Source organism: uncultured Maribacter sp. (assembly GCF_963974015.1).
Lineage (GTDB): Bacteria > Bacteroidota > Bacteroidia > Flavobacteriales > Flavobacteriaceae > Maribacter.
In genome coordinates, this window is sequence record NZ_CAXBBZ010000011.1 from 14,566 (window position 1) to 33,094 (window position 18,529).

The 18,529-nt window shown below is 34.1% G+C and carries 16 protein-coding genes; 2 read left to right on the top strand and 14 right to left on the bottom strand.

The annotated features are described in order from the left end of the window. Positions 1-52 precede the first annotated feature (52 nt). On the bottom strand, positions 53-2,032 hold the full coding sequence (gene dnaG / locus AACZ41_RS13380; RefSeq protein WP_339629023.1) for a DNA primase: 1,980 nt from the start codon (positions 2,030-2,032) through the stop codon (positions 53-55). Between the two features lie 69 nt (positions 2,033-2,101). Here dnaG and AACZ41_RS13385 point away from each other — a divergent pair, with 69 nt between their 5' ends. Further along, positions 2,102-2,353, top strand: coding sequence for a zinc-ribbon domain-containing protein (locus tag AACZ41_RS13385; protein WP_339629025.1), 252 nt, complete (start codon positions 2,102-2,104; stop codon positions 2,351-2,353). A 61-nt stretch (positions 2,354-2,414) separates the two neighbouring features. On the opposite strand, the gene AACZ41_RS13390 is transcribed toward AACZ41_RS13385, so the two are convergent. From AACZ41_RS13390 to rsgA, 13 genes are all read right to left on the bottom strand, one after another. Beyond that, positions 2,415-3,497 (bottom strand): hypothetical protein, encoded by a 1,083-nt coding sequence (locus tag AACZ41_RS13390; RefSeq protein ID WP_339629026.1) that lies wholly within the window; start codon positions 3,495-3,497, stop codon positions 2,415-2,417. Positions 3,498-3,587: 90 nt separating this feature from the next. Beyond that, positions 3,588-4,340, bottom strand: a complete 753-nt coding sequence (locus tag AACZ41_RS13395) for a hypothetical protein (RefSeq protein WP_339629027.1) — start codon at positions 4,338-4,340, stop codon at positions 3,588-3,590. Then, complete coding sequence (locus tag AACZ41_RS13400; RefSeq protein ID WP_339629028.1) at positions 4,327-4,890, bottom strand: RNA polymerase sigma factor; 564 nt, start codon at positions 4,888-4,890, stop codon at positions 4,327-4,329. The genes AACZ41_RS13395 and AACZ41_RS13400 overlap by 14 nt, the downstream gene beginning before the upstream one ends. Before the next feature lie 135 nt (positions 4,891-5,025). Beyond that, on the bottom strand, positions 5,026-6,003 hold the full coding sequence (locus AACZ41_RS13405; RefSeq protein WP_339629098.1) for a polyprenyl synthetase family protein: 978 nt from the start codon (positions 6,001-6,003) through the stop codon (positions 5,026-5,028). Between the two features lie 168 nt (positions 6,004-6,171). Further along, positions 6,172-7,215 (bottom strand): 23S rRNA (adenine(2503)-C(2))-methyltransferase RlmN, encoded by a 1,044-nt coding sequence (gene rlmN / locus AACZ41_RS13410; protein WP_339629029.1) that lies wholly within the window; start codon positions 7,213-7,215, stop codon positions 6,172-6,174. Positions 7,216-7,314: 99 nt separating this feature from the next. Continuing rightward, positions 7,315-8,364: a tRNA preQ1(34) S-adenosylmethionine ribosyltransferase-isomerase QueA gene (gene queA / locus AACZ41_RS13415; RefSeq protein ID WP_339629030.1), complete on the bottom strand. Its 1,050-nt coding sequence runs from the start codon at positions 8,362-8,364 to the stop codon at positions 7,315-7,317. A gap of 78 nt (positions 8,365-8,442) precedes the next feature. Next, positions 8,443-9,672, bottom strand: coding sequence for a 3-phosphoshikimate 1-carboxyvinyltransferase (aroA, locus tag AACZ41_RS13420; protein WP_339629032.1), 1,230 nt, complete (start codon positions 9,670-9,672; stop codon positions 8,443-8,445). A gap of 37 nt (positions 9,673-9,709) precedes the next feature. Further along, on the bottom strand, positions 9,710-10,036 hold the full coding sequence (locus AACZ41_RS13425) for a nucleotide pyrophosphohydrolase (protein WP_339629034.1): 327 nt from the start codon (positions 10,034-10,036) through the stop codon (positions 9,710-9,712). A 38-nt stretch (positions 10,037-10,074) separates the two neighbouring features. Next, positions 10,075-12,051, bottom strand: coding sequence for a DUF3857 domain-containing protein (locus tag AACZ41_RS13430; protein ID WP_339629035.1), 1,977 nt, complete (start codon positions 12,049-12,051; stop codon positions 10,075-10,077). 76 nt (positions 12,052-12,127) lie between these two features. Further along, positions 12,128-14,149: a DUF3857 domain-containing protein gene (locus AACZ41_RS13435; RefSeq protein ID WP_339629037.1), complete on the bottom strand. Its 2,022-nt coding sequence runs from the start codon at positions 14,147-14,149 to the stop codon at positions 12,128-12,130. Between the two features lie 6 nt (positions 14,150-14,155). Then, positions 14,156-16,048: a DUF3857 domain-containing protein gene (locus AACZ41_RS13440; protein ID WP_339629039.1), complete on the bottom strand. Its 1,893-nt coding sequence runs from the start codon at positions 16,046-16,048 to the stop codon at positions 14,156-14,158. Between the two features lie 79 nt (positions 16,049-16,127). Continuing rightward, positions 16,128-16,580, bottom strand: coding sequence for a D-aminoacyl-tRNA deacylase (dtd, locus tag AACZ41_RS13445; RefSeq protein ID WP_339629040.1), 453 nt, complete (start codon positions 16,578-16,580; stop codon positions 16,128-16,130). Then, the gene (gene rsgA, locus AACZ41_RS13450) at positions 16,577-17,530 is read right to left on the bottom strand and encodes a ribosome small subunit-dependent GTPase A (protein ID WP_339629042.1); all 954 of its coding nucleotides are present in this window, start codon (positions 17,528-17,530) and stop codon (positions 16,577-16,579) included. Before rsgA ends, dtd begins: the two co-directional genes overlap by 4 nt. Before the next feature lie 100 nt (positions 17,531-17,630). Between rsgA and AACZ41_RS13455 the strand changes: the two genes are divergently transcribed. Beyond that, a complete protein-coding gene (locus tag AACZ41_RS13455) occupies positions 17,631-18,443 on the top strand; it encodes a hypothetical protein (RefSeq protein ID WP_339629043.1) in 813 nt (270 codons plus the stop codon). Positions 18,444-18,529: the final 86 nt, after the last annotated feature.

Consider the following 18,529-nt stretch of genomic DNA (forward strand, 5'->3'; position numbering starts at 1 on the left):
AAAAGACCCACCTATTTATTGTGGGTCTTTTTTATTTACAGCCTTTTTTATATTATGACAATACTCTATTTAGTTTCTGATTTAAAAGCTTGTTCAATTGAATGTAGTTCATAATCTCTTCTAAAGCTTCACGATTATCTTTATTCGACTGTTCAGTTGTTTTCTGCAACGCGCCCATTCGCTTTTTAATAAGAAAACAGCGTAAGGTTAAAATGGTCTCACTTACTAATTGGGCCACACCGATTTCCTTTTTCTTCGGATAAATTTCCTTGCTCTCCCAATTATCCAATTTATAGCGCTCCTCTTCCATTAATATAGAAGATATCTGATTTGCCATATCTTGATCAAGACCATTTACAAAAGTAGTAATCGAAAATTCTTCTTCTTCGTTCAGTGCCACTATGAGCTTGGTATACATTTTTCGAAAATCTTCATTTGCCAACTCAATCTCGTCTTCTTGAAGGTCTAGATAAATTTTCTCATATACCTTTATTTCCATTGATTCAGGTTCCAATATTAAATCACCCGACTCATTCTCTTTAAGTACCAAATCTTCAAATTCTTCTTTATGAGTTCCATAAAGCATAAGCGATTCTATAATCTTACGCTCTAACACATATTGAACATCTACCTTCTCACGCTTTTCTTCATTATGAACAACATCAAAAGCTTTCTGCTCTTCTTTTTGTTGTTTTTGAACATCGGCGGTCTCTTTCTTGCCTATTTGTGCCAAAGTATTGAACAAAACAGCTTCGGAGATATTCATAATCTGGGCACACTCTTGTATGTAGATTTCCTTTTGAATACGATCAGGAATCTTGGCAATACTATTGACAATATCCCTAACCGTGTCTGCTCGCTTTATAGGGTCGTTATTAGCTTCCTTTACCAATAGCGATGCCTTAAACTGAATAAAATCTTTCGAATTGGCTTCTAAATACGCAGTAACCTCATCGAGTTCATTGTTCTTGGCAAAACTATCTGGATCCTCCCCTTCAGGAAATGTACAGACGCGAACGTTCATACCTTGTTCCAAAATCAAATCGATTCCTCTTAATGATGCTCTTAATCCTGCTGCATCACCATCGAACAAGACCGTTATATTTTTTGTTAATCTATTGATTAGCCGAATTTGCTCTGATGTTAAAGCCGTACCACTTGATGATACCACATTATGTATTCCTCTTTGTGCAAACTGAATAACATCGGTATACCCTTCTACCAAAAAGCAATTATCTTCTTTTGCTATTGCCTGCTTTGCATAATAAATACCATACAAGACCTTACTCTTGTGGTAGATATCACTTTCGGGTGAATTGAGATACTTAGCTGCCTTTTTATCATTCGTTAATATACGGCCGCCAAAACCTAACACCCGGCCGCTCATGGAATGTATAGGAAACATCACCCTACCCTTAAAACGATCGAACTTTCTAGAACTATTTGGATTGTTAGGGTCATCCTTAACAATAGTCAGTCCGGTTTTTTCTAAATAATTTAGCTTATAGCCTTTGTCTAAAGCGGCAGTAGTAAAACCATCCCACTGATCTAAACAGTATCCTAATTCAAATTTTTTGATGGTTTCATCAGTAAAACCGCGTTCCTTAAAATAGCTTAAACCTATCGCTTTGCCCAACTCGGTTTCCCATAACATTTCTTTAAAATAGGTTTGAGCGAACTCTGACACCAAATACATGCTTTCGCGCTCATTGGCCTGTTCTTTATCTTCATTAGACTGCTCTGTCTCCTCTACTTCTATATTGTATTTTTTAGCAAGGTATTTTATAGCCTCAGGATAGGTGAAATGCTCATGCTCCATTAAAAAAGCCACCACATTTCCGCCTTTTCCGCTACTAAAATCTTTCCAAATCTGTTTCACCGGTGATACCATAAAACTAGGCGAACGCTCATCAGTGAAGGGGCTAAGTCCTTTAAAGTTAGAACCTGATTTCTTTAGCTGTACAAAATCACCGATCACCTCCTCTAAGCGGGCAGTTTCATAAACTTGATCTATGGTGTTTTTTGAAATCATAAAGAGCTTTCTAAAATAGCGTTTAGCGAAATCTTTTATGCTTAATTTAGAACATCAAAAGTACTAATTATGATTCTATTCTTTGGCACAAGACCAGGTAAACCGGAAACTATAAAGCTTTTTAATGCTACTTGTCCTTATTGCCAACAAAGAGGTACCCTAACAGCGATTACACTGAAAAACTATTTCCATATATTTTGGATAAAACTCTTTAAAATTTCTAGTAACACCACTATTGAATGTAGTCATTGTAAGCGTGGGTATTATGAAAATGAGTTTACCGATGAGATGCATCGTGAACTATCGAGAATAAAAAAATAGCTGTAGTAACCGATTTTTAATCACGGTACCACAGCTAAATTGATTGATGAAAATATTTAACTTACAAATCGAAACGCAATCCTAAAGAAATATTTCGCTGTTCAACGGCAGCATCTTTAAAAATAGGATTCAGATCGTACTTCACATATAATAGAACACCTTCAACACCAGCATACGCACTTAAACCATAGACTAAATCATTGGTATTATAGCCACGTTTCAATTTATCCTTGACATTATCTCCATTACGATCATACTTCAATTTTTGACGGGTACCCATATTAAAACCAGCATAGCCACCTAATCCTAATCTAAACTGATTTCGTAACGAATAGCGCATGGTTTCTTCAGTAGTTTTCAACTTTGAAGGTCCAAATTCAAAATGCATTGGGAATACTAAATTATCCATACGGAATTTTGATTTGCTTAAATCATATTCGAATTCCTGAAGCTCCGTTTGTCCATCGTCGAGCGCAACAAAATATTGATTGTCCTTTGGTTTTAATCCATTAAACTGGAATGAAAATCCATAATTCAACCTCACAAAATTTGAATTTTTGAATACACGTGTACGCCATTGCCATCCCATTTCAAAAAATCGACTTCCGCCTATTTTATAAGGCGAATCATTTAAAGACTGGCCTTCTACGATAGCATTATTGAGACCGATAGCCATTACAAAATCTGAATAGGTTCTTCGATCATATGTAATTTTCCTTCTATTTGGGTTTTCATTCAAGCGAAAACCAAAGAGTTTAGCATTCTGGCCGTCATCTTTACCGAACCCAATTTGAACGGCGAACTTGTAATTCAAGGTATCTAATTCTTGTACGTGACCACTATTACGTTCTAAAAGTGAAATTTTATTCTCTATAATCGAAATTCTATCTTCAATGTTCAAAGCCCTTTTCTCGGCAGCTTTTATTTTCAAGGTATTGGCTTCCTCTTCTGTAATTTCGCCATTTTTCAATTGTTTGGCAATTGCTTCTATTTCCAATTTTAAAGCTTCCTTTTCTTGTAGGGTAATTTCAGCCTTTTGCTCTTTCAATATTCCCACTTTTTTCTCATAACCCTCTTGGGCAGATAAATTTTGAATGGTTAATAGGGTTACTAAACCAACTAAATACATTGTAATTGTTCTCATTTCGATTTTGATTTTTTTTGATGAATAAAACTCCGCTCCCTGTCCCCAAAGTAATTTATGGCGATGAAGGATAAAACGATTTGTACTAGATTAATTATTGCGGTCAGCGACAGCCGTTCGCACTTTAATAAAACCGGCTTTTAAAGAATTGAATATTTGGTCTCGGAAGGATTGATCAAGCTCACCCTCAACCTCTGTCAACAAAGCCATTGCATCGACAGATTTATCTGTATTAAATAATTTATCTCGTAAAATTTCATCTTGTGCCCGTTTCAATAACGAATCTACTTCTGCATCAGTTATAGCACTATACTGTTCCAACACATCAAGTTGAGCAACTATACCCGCCACTTTGGTGTTTATAATATCATCAGAAATTTCTAATTTATCCCCTTTCTTTTCAGACACTACACGCTCTACAGAAGCAACTTCAATCTCATCTTCAATACTGATGATTTCTTTGTTCTTTATTGATTCTTGCTTTTTATCTACAACACTATTAATTTTCTCTAAATCATCATTCTTAGCTACAACTTCTGGTTCTTTCTCTAAAAATGGTACAGACTCCGTCTTTATCTTCTCTTCTAATGCTTCTTTATTATCGGTGTCAACAACTTCAAACTTTATCTCATTTACATCATTGCCACCGTTGAAGTAGAATAGTGCAATACCTACCAAAACCATAACACTAGCTGCAATACCCACCCATAGGTATACAGGTTTCTTTTTTCTATCATCAGTATTCAGTTCTAATGAAATTTTTTTCCAAGCATTTTCAGACGGTTGTATCTCCCGCTCCTGAAACTTAGTTTTTATATGTTTTTCAAATTTATCGGTTTCCATACCCTATACTATTTTGTTTTCTTAATTGCCCTTGCAGCAATTTTCGAGCTTTTAATAATTGTGTTTTTGAAGTGCTCTCGGTTATGGAAAGCATTTCTGCGATTTCTTTATGCTTATAACCCTCTACGGTATACAGTACAAATACCATTTTATACCCTTGCGGTAACGCATCTATAAGCTGTTGAATATGTTCTGTGTCTAAATCCGTACTTTGAGAAATTTCTTCAGACTGATTTTTTTCATATACCTCATCATCATAAACCACAAACTGTTGTTTTCTTAAATATGAAATACTTTCCCTGATCATTATTCTTTTTAACCATCCTTCAAAACTTCCTTCGAATTTGAAAGCATCCAACTTATTGAACATTTTTAGAAAACCTTGTACCATTACATCCTCCGCAAAATGAATATCCTTTATGTATTGTCTACAGACGCTCAACATTTTTGGAGCATGTTTTTTATACAAACGCTCTTGTGCATCTCGGTTACCTGAGATTGCTCTTTTAATGAGCTGCTTTTCGTTTTTATAAAATGGTATAATTTTCAAAATAATGGTTCGGTCTTCTATTATACTAGACGCAGAAGTAGTTATAATAGTTGCCTGAAGATAAATAAATTTTAAAATTAATTTTCAAACCTCTGTATTACAGATGCTTAAATCGGAATATTTTTTAAATAAGAATTACTTTTTACGGTCCACCACGTAATTCACCATTAACTCTAAAGCAGCTTTATAGTCAGATTCTGGATATATACTCAACAGTTCTAGTGCCTCATCTCTGTATTCGAGCATTTTAGTAACGGCATAATCCAATCCGCCCTTTTCCTTAACAAAAGAAATAACTTCTTTTACCCGCTGTTTGTCTTTGTTGTGATTCTTAATAGAATTGATGACCCATCTTTTTTCTTTATTTGTACAATGGTTAAGGGCATAAATTAAAGGAAGTGTCATTTTTTGCTCCTTAATATCAATTCCTGTTGGTTTCCCTATTTTTTGAGCTCCATAATCAAAAAGATCATCTTTGATTTGAAAAGCCATACCACATAATTCACCAAATTTTCTAAATATTTCTACATCAGCACTTTCCGGTTTAACCGAACAAGCCCCTAATGAACAACATGCAGCAATAAGTGTAGCTGTTTTTTGGCGGATAATTTCGTAGTAGACGTCTTCCGTAATATCTAACCTTCGTGCCTTTTCTATCTGAAGCAATTCACCCTCACTCATTTCCCGTACGGCAACGGATATGATTTTCAGTAAATCAAAATCATCATTATCAATCGATAACAAAAGTCCTTTAGACAACAAATAATCACCCACTAAAACAGCAATCTTATTTTTCCAAAGTGCATTTATAGAAAAGAATCCTCGACGCTTATTGCTTTCATCAACAACATCGTCATGAACCAAAGTAGCGGTATGGATCAATTCAATTACTGAAGCTCCTCGATACGTTCGTTCATTAACCGCGCCATTATTCAATAATTTGGCAGTAAGAAATACGAACATAGGTCGCATTTGCTTCCCTTTTCTATTTACAATATAATGGGTAATTCTATTAAGTAACGCAACCTTAGATGACATTGAATCCCTAAACTTGGACTCAAACAACTCCATTTCCTGGTAGACAGGTTCCTTTATTTGCGATACTATTTTCAGGTGTTCTTTCTTAGAACCTCAAAATTAGCGAAAAGCACGCAGTTAACAGTACTCAGACCACAGTTATCGTTTATTGGTCGATTACTTCGGCTACGCTCAGTAAAGGGTTTTATTGTAATTAAGAAAAGTGTGAATTTGAAAAAAGCGATAGTTATTATTTGCTTCTATTTAAGATTTATTCGCCAACTGACCACAGGCAGCATCGATATCCTTACCACGAGAACGGCGGACAGTGACTACGATATTATTTTTTTCCAACGTACTCACGTAACGATCTATAGCTGTATTTGTTGCTTGCTTAAACTCCCCATCATCTATTGGGTTATACTCTATCAAATTTACCTTAGAAGGTGCAAATCTGCAGAAAGCAACTAATGCATCAACATCCTTTTGAGCATCGTTTATTCCTTCCCAAACTACATATTCATAGGTAATTCTACTTTTAGTCTTTTCATACCAGTACTGCAATGATTCTCGTAAATCACTTAATGTAAACTTTGCATTAAAAGGCATTATAGAAGTACGTATTTCATCTATTGCAGAGTGAAGTGAAACAGCCAGCTTAAACTTAACTTCATCATCGGCCATTTTCTTAATCAACTTTGGCACTCCGGATGTTGATACCGTAATACGCTTAGGTGACATACCTAAACCCTCTGGAGAAGTTATCTTCTCTATCGCCTTTAAAACATTGTTATAGTTCATTAAAGGCTCTCCCATGCCCATAAATACTATATTGCTCAACGGTCTATCAAAATAAAGTCGGCTTTCATTGTCAATAGCCACTACCTGATCATAGATTTCATCAGGATTCAGATTCCGCATTCTTTTCAACCTAGACGTAGCACAGAATCTACAATCTAAACTGCAACCCACCTGACTAGATACACAAGCTGTGGTTCTTGATTTTGTAGGAATTAAAACCGATTCTACAATTAAATCGTCATGCAAGCGTACCGCATTCTTTATTGTACCATCAGAACTACGTTGCATTAAATCTACCTTAATGTGGTTGATAACAAAATTAGCCTCTAGCATCTCCCTAGTTTCTTTCGATAGGTTTGTCATCACATCAAAAGAATAGGCCGCCTTTTGCCAAAGCCACTCATAAACCTGGTTTCCGCGAAAGGCCTTATCACCATTGGAAACGAAAAAATCCCTAAGCTGCTCACGCGTTAGTGCCCGGATATCTTTTTTCTTTATCTCTTCCATAGTTTTAAAGGTAGTTATTAAAATAAATCCCGCTTTCCAAATAGTTAGATAAAGCGGGATTCGATATTATTTCCTTATGTTTTAAGGAATGACTCGTACTTATATAATTAACATGGCATCACCATAAGAATAGAACTTATAGTTTTCTAAAATAGCCTCTTTGTACGCTTTGTTCATTAAATCATGACCCATAAATGCAGATACCATCATCAATAATGTTGATTTAGGTAAATGGAAATTGGTTATCATGGCATTTGCAAGGCTAAAATCATATGGAGGGAAAATGAATTTATTTGTCCATCCTTCAAAGGTATTCAGTGTGTGCTTTGAAGAAACTGCACTTTCTAAACCACGCATGGCAGTAGTACCAACAGCACAAATACGTCGTTTTTTCAACTTCGCATTGTTTACAATTTGTGTAGCTTTCTCATCAATAAACAGTTCTTCACTGTCCATTTTATGCTTAGAAAGATCTTCAACTTCTACCGGATTAAAAGTACCAAGACCAACATGCAATGTTAATTCCGCAAAGTCTACACCCTTAATTTCCAATCTCTTCAATAAGTGCTTAGAAAAGTGTAAACCAGCAGTAGGGGCAGCAACCGCACCTTCATGCTTAGCATAAATAGTTTGGTAACGTGATTCATCTTCAGCTTCAACTTCTCTTTTTATATATTTAGGCAAAGGTGTTTCACCCAATTCCCTAAGTTTTCTTCTAAAATCTACATATGCACCATCATAAAGAAAACGTAAAGTTCTTCCTCTTGATGTGGTGTTATCAATAACCTCAGCAACTAGAGTTTCATCATCACCAAAATATAATTTATTACCGATACGTATTTTACGTGCTGGATCTACAAGAACATCCCATAAACGTTGCTCTTCGTTCAATTCACGCAAAAGAAATACTTCGATACGTGCACCGGTCTTTTCTTTATTACCATATAAACGGGCTGGGAATACTTTTGTATTGTTCAGGACCATGACATCGCCTTCATCAAAATAATCGATCATGTCTTTGAACATCTTATGCTCAATCTTTCCAGTGTCCCTATGGATTACCATTAATTTGGACTCATCCCTATTTTCTGAAGGATGTTCGGCCAATAATTCCTTAGGAAGCTCAAAACTAAAGTTTGATAATTTCATGTAACTTATATTTTAGTGTAGCAAATTTCGGCTGCAAAGATACAATCTGCAGATAGGCCTTGTCAAGTAAAACGCTAATTATAATTCCCTTATGTCAAAATGAAGTTGTTCAAGGTCATTCCAAAAATCTGGATATGACTTAGAAACCACCTCTGCATCGTTCACAAAAAGAGTGGTGCGCATTGCCAACGGAGCAAATGACATAGCCATTCTATGGTCATTATACGTATCAATTGCAACATCAGCTATTATCTTCTTAGACGGGGTCAGGGTAAGTGTTTTATCGGTCACCGAAATAGATGCCCCTAATTTTGAAAGTTCGGTATGCAATGCCTCTAAACGGTCGGTTTCCTTAATTTTTAAAGTGTGCAATCCAATCAAATGACAACCAACACCTAAACCAAAACACGTAACGGCAATGGTCTGGGCAATATCCGGCGCATTGGCCAAATCGAACTCATTTTTAGCGTCAATCTTTTTATCTGTCTTCTTTAATGTAATTATATTTTCTCCATAGGTGGTTTCAACACCAAAAGAGGTATAGATTTTAGCAAGTACACTATCACCTTGAAGGCTTTCTTTTTTATATGCGGACAATGTTATTTCGGTGCCAGGGTCTGAAAGTGCGCATATGCTATAAAAATAAGATGCCGAACTCCAGTCAGATTCTACCACAAGTTTTGTAGGCTCTACATTTGTTTTAGGAGACACCTTAATTAAATTACCTTCAAACGAAGTTTGCACACCAATTTGCTCAAGTAACCCTAAAGTCATTTTGATATAGGGTATAGAAGTAATTTTACCAACCAATTCTAATTCCAATCCATTTTCAAGACTTGGCGCAATCAGTAATAAAGATGAAATATATTGACTACTTACATTTGCAGGAAGACTTACTTTATTCTTTACAATTCGATGTCCCTTAATTTTTATAGGCGGATACCCTTCATCCTGTACATAAGATATCTCTGCGCCCAACGATTTTAAAGCATCGACTAAAATCTTAATGGGCCTTTCGGTCATTCTTTTTGACCCAGTCAATACTACTTCCTTTCCTTCTTGGGAGGCAAAATAACCGGTCAAGAAACGCATAGCGGTACCTGCATGATGTATATCTACGGTCCCGTTTACTATTTTTAGGCCTTTCTCCATCACCTGGGCATCGTCAGAATTCGATATGTTTTCTATGCCGATCGCTGGATACAATGCAGCCAATAGCAAACTACGGTTAGATTCACTTTTAGAACCTGTTATGGTAATAGTTTCGTTGAGATGTTTATCCGATGGACCTGTAAGGTGAAGTTTCAAAGCGTATAGGATTAAAAATAGAACGCCAAATATACGGTTATTTCAACTTTTTATTAGCGTGGTGACGGTCATGATCACGCTTTGTTTTTAAATCTAACTTTTTATCAAAAGCTTGTTGTAAATCAATACCTGTTTGGTTGGCCAAACATAGCACCACAAACATCACATCTGCCAATTCTTCGCCTAAATCTTTATTCTTATCCGATTCCTTTTCACTCTGTTCCCCATAGCGTCTAGCAATAATACGGGCTACCTCACCGACCTCTTCCGTTAATTGTGCCATATTGGTTAGTTCGTTGAAATACCGAACCCCATGTTCCTTTATCCAATTATCTACGGCTACTTGTGCGTTTTCAATGTTCATTATTCTTATTCTAAAATTTCAAAATTCTTAAGATAGCGTTATATCTTTTCTAAAACTATTAGAGATTGATTTTGGCTATTTACCGCTTCGCTGAATAATTGCTTAATTCCTAAATAATAATCATTACTGTAATGGGCAGAATTCAATTCAAAAGTAAAAAATAAATTAAGGGCCCCGATTTCATTATTAATTGCACTTAATTTTAACAAACCACCATTATTTGGTAAAGTAAAATTTTTACCCTCAGGCAAGGATTTTAATTTATAACCCTCAGGCATTTTCATGTTAAGTATGTATTGATACTTAGCGGGATGACCAAAATCTATAGGGTAATTTCTCTCAGTAGAAACAAAAGGGTTCTTTTCAAAAAACTTGATTACAAACGGATTCAAATAAATATTATCACCTTGAAATATGTTCTCTATTTCAAAATTGAAACGTTCTGTAATCTTTTTTTCATCTGAATATTTTAGGTTTTTTTCGTGAGAGATTATATGAAAATCATCTGAAATTCCCTCTTCTAATTTTTCCAAATATTCTTCTTCCGTTGTCGTATCCAATACTTCATCTTGAGAAACTTTCATGTATCCTATATTAATAAAATCAAATACACCCGAAAGCATTTTGTTTACAGGGTCCAATGTCATTTGAGCCCGTATCATCATAATATTTGAAGTTTCTGGCAAAATATCATACCAGTAACTTTCATTATCGAAATCCATTACTCTACCATAGTAATTTAGGCAGCGAAAAGGTAGCATACCAAATGGCATGTATTTATCTGTGGCATCTAGTAAATAGGTTTCTCCATCGATATCTACTTTTGCTACTAGGTAATTAAAATCATTCATTACAGGATGTGTCTTCTTTGGCAAACCCCTTTTTCTTGTTGCCAATAACATCATATCAGTTTTTATCTCTGCTGCGTTCAACAAGTTTATTAATGCAATATTTATTTCGGCCACATTACCTTTTTTATCATCGAAGGCTGTTTTCACCTTATTATCATGCCAAATACCAAACTCCTCATTCCAAGTGAAATGGTTTTTAACAAATTGGAAAATATTCTTTGCTCGAGTTAAAGCATCGCCTTCGGTCAGTAATTTTTGGTCAACATTTTTCTCAAAAAAATTTTTCTTTCGAAGCTGACTACCAATATCTTTATCAGTTTTAAATTCCTTATCAACATCTTCCCAAGATTTGGTGAATTTTTCAGTACCACCATAGAAGCTTTTATATTCAGATAGTTCGAACTCTATTTTAGACCTATAATTATTAGATGAAAGCATATATTCTTCAGAATCCTTAAAGGCCGGTACATCTTTGATTACATATTTAAGTGCCTCACAGTCACTATCTCTTTTTGTGTTAGGGAACTTAAAGCATCCTTTTTCTATTACAGCTTCATTTACATCTAAACTCAGCCCTCCTTTTAGACTTCTATTATATAACCAGTTTCCTGGTATTTTAGCATTAAATTCAGAATATAATTTTGGTATTTCAGATTGAAAATTCCATCCTGTAAAATTGAAATAAAATGGAGACTGCATTTCGTATTCATACTCCACAATAGAACCTTCTTGTACATTCGGAAAAGTAAATTTGATAAGAGATCCCTTTTCACTGACTTCTTCCTCAAAAACCTCAGATTTTTTTACATATATTTTTGTCTGATCGTTATGAGTCATCGCTTTAACATTTACTAATTTTTCCTTTCTATCTTTAGTACGATATAATGGAATTTCAATATTCGCATATTCAAAACCCTCCTTTTTTAGGATTTTAATTTTAGCGTGGTATTTAGTTATTAGCCATATATAATCATCTCGAATTTCAAAATAATTATCGCCATATTCATAAAGATAGACCGCTGATGCCGTTGTATCTTTTTCATATAAGGCAAATGTTTTTTCTGATTCTGTGAGTGTCCCAAGTTCCATTTTCTCTTGAGCAACCGCATCCCGACCACAAATTAAAAAAAGTAACAGGTAAATAAACTGATTAGTTTTATGCATTTATATTGAATATTTTTTCGTCGTACGAGGGCCACGCGAAACAATTAATTTTTAAACTTATTAGCACTTAGATATCTTATATTCTTGATAAGACTACCTTTTCATTCTGTTTTTGAACCATTTTATTATAATATTCTTTCAGAGCCGAGTAGTAATACGCAGGTATTATAGCCTCATTGATTTCAGAAGTACATACAACCTGTAAGGAATTACCCTTTTGTTGCATAACAAAATTAAACACACCTAGTTCATCTGGCAATCCTAATCTTAGATTATCTGGCATAGATTCTATCTTATACCCATCTGGAATAACATAGTTTATTATAAGCTTTTTAGAAAAAGGATAATTAAAATCTACTGGATATTCTCTAGTATCTAATTTGAAAAGGTTTTCTTTTAAGGCAAAGAATATCAAAGGATTAAAATATAATGTAGAGCCAATTATCTCTACTTGATTCTCTTTAATAAATGTAATAGAATGCTCAAGTGGCTCCACAGGTTCCATTTGATTTTTAAGCTCAAAATCTATTATTTCTATACTTGAATGTCTATTGGATTCAACTTCTAAAATTTCCTCTTTTGTTCTACTTATATTATCGACCCTATATTCAAAAGCTAAATTATTGGTTAAACGAGTTTTCATTTCACCTTCTAAACTGCCATCTTCCAAAATACGCGCATTCATAAAAACAAGCTTGCTTGAAATAGCTTTGGGAACTAACGGAATTTGCTTAGAAGTACCATCTTCTCTTACCAACCTACCAGTCCAATTCATTGCGCGATTAGGCAAATCGTTTTCAGCCAACATTTTTTCAGTAGCATCAAATAACATATAATCATCCCCATTTTCAATGGCAGCCAAAACATAATTAAATCCATTTGTTGTCGGAAATATAGGAATACCATTGGCTTTTGTGCTTACTAGAACAGGATTAGCATTTAAACCTGCATAACGAAACATTGAGGTAAGCATAAGATTTATGTCTGCAACATTTCCACTTTTCTGATCATATGCTTTTTTAATTCCATTCTTACACCCTACACCATTATAATCGTCCCAAGTCATTCTATCTTGAACAAATTTGTATATGGTGGATGCTAATTTTCGAGTATCCTTATTCTCCTTAATTAGCAAATCTAAGTCGTCTTTAAAGTATCGATCTTTACCGATTTCCCCACCAAAATCGTCGTACTTATATATAGTATTAGCAACATCTTCCCAAGATTGACTGTATATTTTAAATCCAGAGTTTGGAAATTTTGTAGATTCTAATTCAAAAATTAATGCACTTCTATAATTTTCAATATTGTCTGTAAAATCTACCTCTTTTAATGCAGGAATATTTTTAGCCGATACTTCATAACGTTTTTCAGAAAAATCAAGACTACCATTGCGAGTTGTAGAATTAGAGCCAACTGACGCTAACCCCTGTCTATTTTGAACCTTATAGCTGTATGGTACACTTCTATTGTTTGTAGATTCTTGCAGAGATATGGGATAAAAACCTCTAGTAAATCGTTTAAAATTGAAATATTCCGGCACATCAATATTCAATTCCACAAAATCTAATGGAATGCCGTACTGCAACCGATAATCATCCATATAACCCACTAAATCAGAAGAAATCTCGTATTCCAAATCTATTACACTTCCCACTTTTACATTGGGCATAGTAATTGAAATTTGATTTCTGTAAGCACTTATATTTTCTGAAAATATACTTTCTTTTTTTAGCTTGCTTTCTACAATTTTATTGCCCTCAAGATTAAAAGTATACCCTTTTATACCATCTGCTTTTTGCTTTCCAGAATTTGAGGTATACAATGAAATTTTTTTAGTTGCCCAATCTAAACCAGACTTATTGTATATTTTGATTCGTAAATGAACTTTTCTCCTGTTCATAAACCCTTTTTCTGAATGATAATCATAAACTAAGCGCTCTTTCTTATATAAAATGGCAGCCTCAGCTTCATTATCAATCGAATGTGTCTTTTGAGCAACTTCCTCCATTGAGACTTTACCAAATTTTATTTCACTTTTTTGTGCATTTATAGTGAATAATATAGAAGTGAAAATGATTGTAAAATGTAATTTCATTAATTTTTATTTTTTGATAAATACAATTTTAGAAGCGTCTACTCTTGAAATGGTTTTTCTGAAATTTCTATAGTCGTCGTAAGACGTCTTTGGAAAAATTCCTGGCTTAATTAACAACCTTCGTTTATAATTTAATTTAGATTCTGAAAGTTGCTCAACGCTAACTTCAAATTCACCAAATTCATTATTAAGTTTTGTTGGCTTTAAGTTAGCCTCTACCTTATAACCATTTGGTAGCTCTATTATAAAATCATCTTCATCTAAATACCCTCTTTTAATAACAATATCTCGGTTTCTATCCTTATTTCTTTTTGGTACATACTCATTTCTATTTAACATATTTGGAGCAAATAGAATGCGCTCTCCTGCCTTTGACAGATAACCTGATGTATTAAAATCTACCTTTTCAGTGGTTACAATACTATCCTTATCATTAATAAGTTCATGATTTAGAATATGAACATCATTAACATAGTCCCAATAGTGTTTATAATATTTTTCAATATCTTCTTTACTATCATTTGCCAAACCATATTTTTGATTGTATTGAATGCCTGTACTCTTAATTTCAATATGAGCATCGATTTTATCCTCTCCAATATTTATTTCGGCCATAGTTCGCTGTTTACTTTGTTCTGGCAGATATTGTCTTGATTTAACCAATTCACCTCCATTTGGTCCAACTTTCAATACATATCTATTATCTGTAAATGTCCCTAAAAAGTTTGCTGGCACTACTTGACTAGTACACTCTAGCCAAATTTCCTCATCTTCTAACGGAACATTCAAAAAAGCATGATTTCCTTGCAATGAAGGAAAATCAAAATCTAAGCTTTTCATCTGTGCGTCTGCCGATACTATGGTATAATATGATTCTATACCAACAGCTTTTAATAGCGCCATTGTATAATTGGTAAGCCCTTTGCAATCGCCGTATTTAACCCTATCTACTTCTTTAGCACTAATCGGCATCCAACCGCCAATACCCATTTGAACACTTATATATCGTGTATTATCTTGAACAAACTGATATACTTTTTTAATTTTTTCTTTTGGATCTTCTATCCCTTTTACTAAACCCTGTATTCTTTGTATCGTTGAACTATCTAGTTCGCCCCTTTCTGCTAAAAGCGAATTATAAACCCAACTACCAAATTCTTTCCAATTAGTTGCATGCCCACTTACCCCTTTTAAATTATAATCTTCTAAAGCTAATTGTACGTTAGGTGCAAAATCTCTAAACTCGGGGTCAAAATCTTCTGATTCAATTGCTTTTAAATTGGTAGCATTATATCTTATTCCATTTTCATTTGAAGTCCGCTCTACGCCAAAAGCATCTAGGTTATTATCTTTAAACCTATACTTTATACCTGAAGGTAAATTTAAATTGAATTCACTTTTCTCGACACTAATTTTATATCCATCTAAAAAATACCAGCGTGGCATAAATGCTGTATCAGAGGTTGTATACTTTTTATTCAATACAATTGTATAGGGATAATTTACTGGAGTGTATCTAAGAAATTTCACTCTAGATTCTGAATACAGTGTGCCTTCGCCAGTGGCAGTCTGGTCAATAAAATCTTTTTCTTTGATTTTATCTATTTCCTCGCCATTCTCATCATATATTATGGCTTCAAGGTCTTTTATAGAAGTTTCTTTATCATAAAATGCCATCGCATTTACATGTTTCGACCCATTTTCATTTAAAACCGTCACCACTCTTGTTGAAATTATCTCCATATAATCAGAAGATTTAACTAAAATGCTCATTTCGTCCAAACGCACTACGGCATCGGCATTCTTTAAAAGGATAGGATTTATTTTGGAAAAGCTATAATCTTGTGCAAATACAGCATGAGTTGCCGTAAACAATAACAAAAATGATAATAAGCGCATATAATTCAGTAGGCTGGTTTTTATCCAAACGACAAAAACAGTTGTTTTCTTACAAAATGTAGGAAAAATTTACAGAATACTAAACTTTATTCTTTGAATCTATCAAAATAGTCACCGGACCATCATTCAACAACTCAACCTTCATATCTGCGCCGAATATTCCGGTACCGACCTTTTTTCCAAGTTTTAATTCTAAAGCCTCGACAAAAGCTTCATAGATCGGCACAGCTATTTCTGGTCTGGCAGCATTTATATACGAGGGCCTATTACCTTTCTTTGTTGCAGCGTGCAATGTAAATTGACTCACCACAATTACATCACCTTTATTCTCGAGAAGTGAATTGTTCATCACCCCTTGATCATCATTAAATATACGTAGGTTCACTATTTTATTCGACAACCATTCAATATCCTCTTGTGTATCTAAATTTTCAATACCAACAAGAATAAGCAACCCTGACCCTATAGCGCTTATTATTTTACCATCAACAGCAACACTAGCCTTGGAAACACGTTGTATAACTACCCTCATTTTTTCTCATCGTGTATATCGACCCTATAATTCTCATCTTCACCTTTTACCATTTGTAGATAACTTTGATATCTGCTCCATGCAATATCACCAGCTTCCAATGCATCTTTTACAGCACATTTAGGTTCATCTATATGTATGCAGTTATTGAACTTACAGTGTTGCTTTAATTTAAAGAATTCTGGAAAATAATTTCCTATTTCCTCTTTCTCCATATCTACAATACCAAAACCTTTTATACCTGGGGTATCTATAATGCGAGCATCAAAACTTAAATCGAACATTTCGGCAAAGGTGGTGGTATGCTGACCTTGTAAATGTTGTTCAGATATTTTTTTTGTTTTAATATCTAAATTGGGTTCAATCGCATTTACCAAAGTAGATTTACCTACACCAGAGTGACCAGAAAACATGGAAGTTTTGCCAACCATCATTTCTTTTACAGTATCCACATTCTTTCCTGTCACAGCAGATATTCCGATACAGGTATACCCAATTTTACGGTATAATGCTGCTAAAAACTTTATTTCATCAGTTTCCTCGGGATTATAAGTGTCAACTTTATTAAAAAGAAGCACTGTGGGAATTTCATAAGCTTCTGCCGTAATCAAAAATCGGTCTATAAAAACGGGATAAGTCGGTGGATTATTCAATGTAACCAGTAAAAATACCTGATCAAGATTAGCCGCTATTATATGTGTCTGTTTTGATAGATTTACGGACTTACGTATAATATAATTTTTACGTTTTTCAATTTCATGAATTATCCCAATCGTATCATCTCCAATAGTTTCCACATCAAAGTGAACGCGGTCACCTACTGCCACTGGGTTTGTACTTTTAATCCCTTTTATTCTAAATTTCCCCTTAATCTTACAGTTATAGAAATCACCATTATTTGATTTAACCGTGTACCAACTACCTGTAGATTTGTATACAATTCCTACCATTTATGCAAAATACCTTCCATTTATACAAAGTAACTGCTTTCAACACAAAATATACTATAAATTTGAATTACAACGTGGAACATTAACCAATAACTTAAAAATGAAAACGATTAAAAAACTATTCTTATTTACGGTATTTACGATTACCTCTATCGGATTCGCACAAGAAACAATCACGAACGAATCTGTAGTTCAGATGGTAGAGTTAGGTTTCGACGATTATATGATCATCGATAAAATAAACACCTCTGATGTAAAATTCGATGCTTCTATTTCTGCTTTAGGTGAAATGAAAAATGCAGGTGTTTCTTCTGAAATTTTATCTTTAATTATGGAGAAATCTAAACAGAGCACAAAATCTAAAACTGGAATTTATTATACGGATGCTAGTGGAAAAGACAAATTGGTTCAACCAAGTGTATTTTCTGGAGCAAATTCAAATGCTGTAGCACAAAAATTAGTTTCTGGTTTAATAAACTCAAAACAAAAAGCACAACTACCAAAAACTCGATCGAATAACATAATACGTCAAAGTCAGCCTGAGTTTACTTTTATTTTTGACCCTAGTGTTACTGAAGTTGACAATATGCAAAACAACCAAGGTAGTGATGCTGGTATTTTTAACTGGTGGTTTAGAATGGCCAGTAACCCGAACGAATTTGTTTTGGTAAAACTTACTGTAAAAGAAAATAAAAACCTTAGAGAAGTTATTACAGGAAAAGAAAGCTGGATTACTAGTAGTAGCGGCATTGACCCAAAATACGCTTTGAACTTTGCAATTGAAGAAATTGAAGGTAACAAGTTTAAGGTTACTCCTGATTCATTAGAGCCAGGTGAATATTGCTTTATCTACCAAGGACAAGTACCACAAGGAAGAGATAATCAATCTGTCTTTGATTTCTCTATCCAATAAATATATATTCTTCTTACATAAAACCCGATGTATAAACATCGGGTTTTTTATATCTTATTTTTTTTCTCAGCGCAACATTAACATAT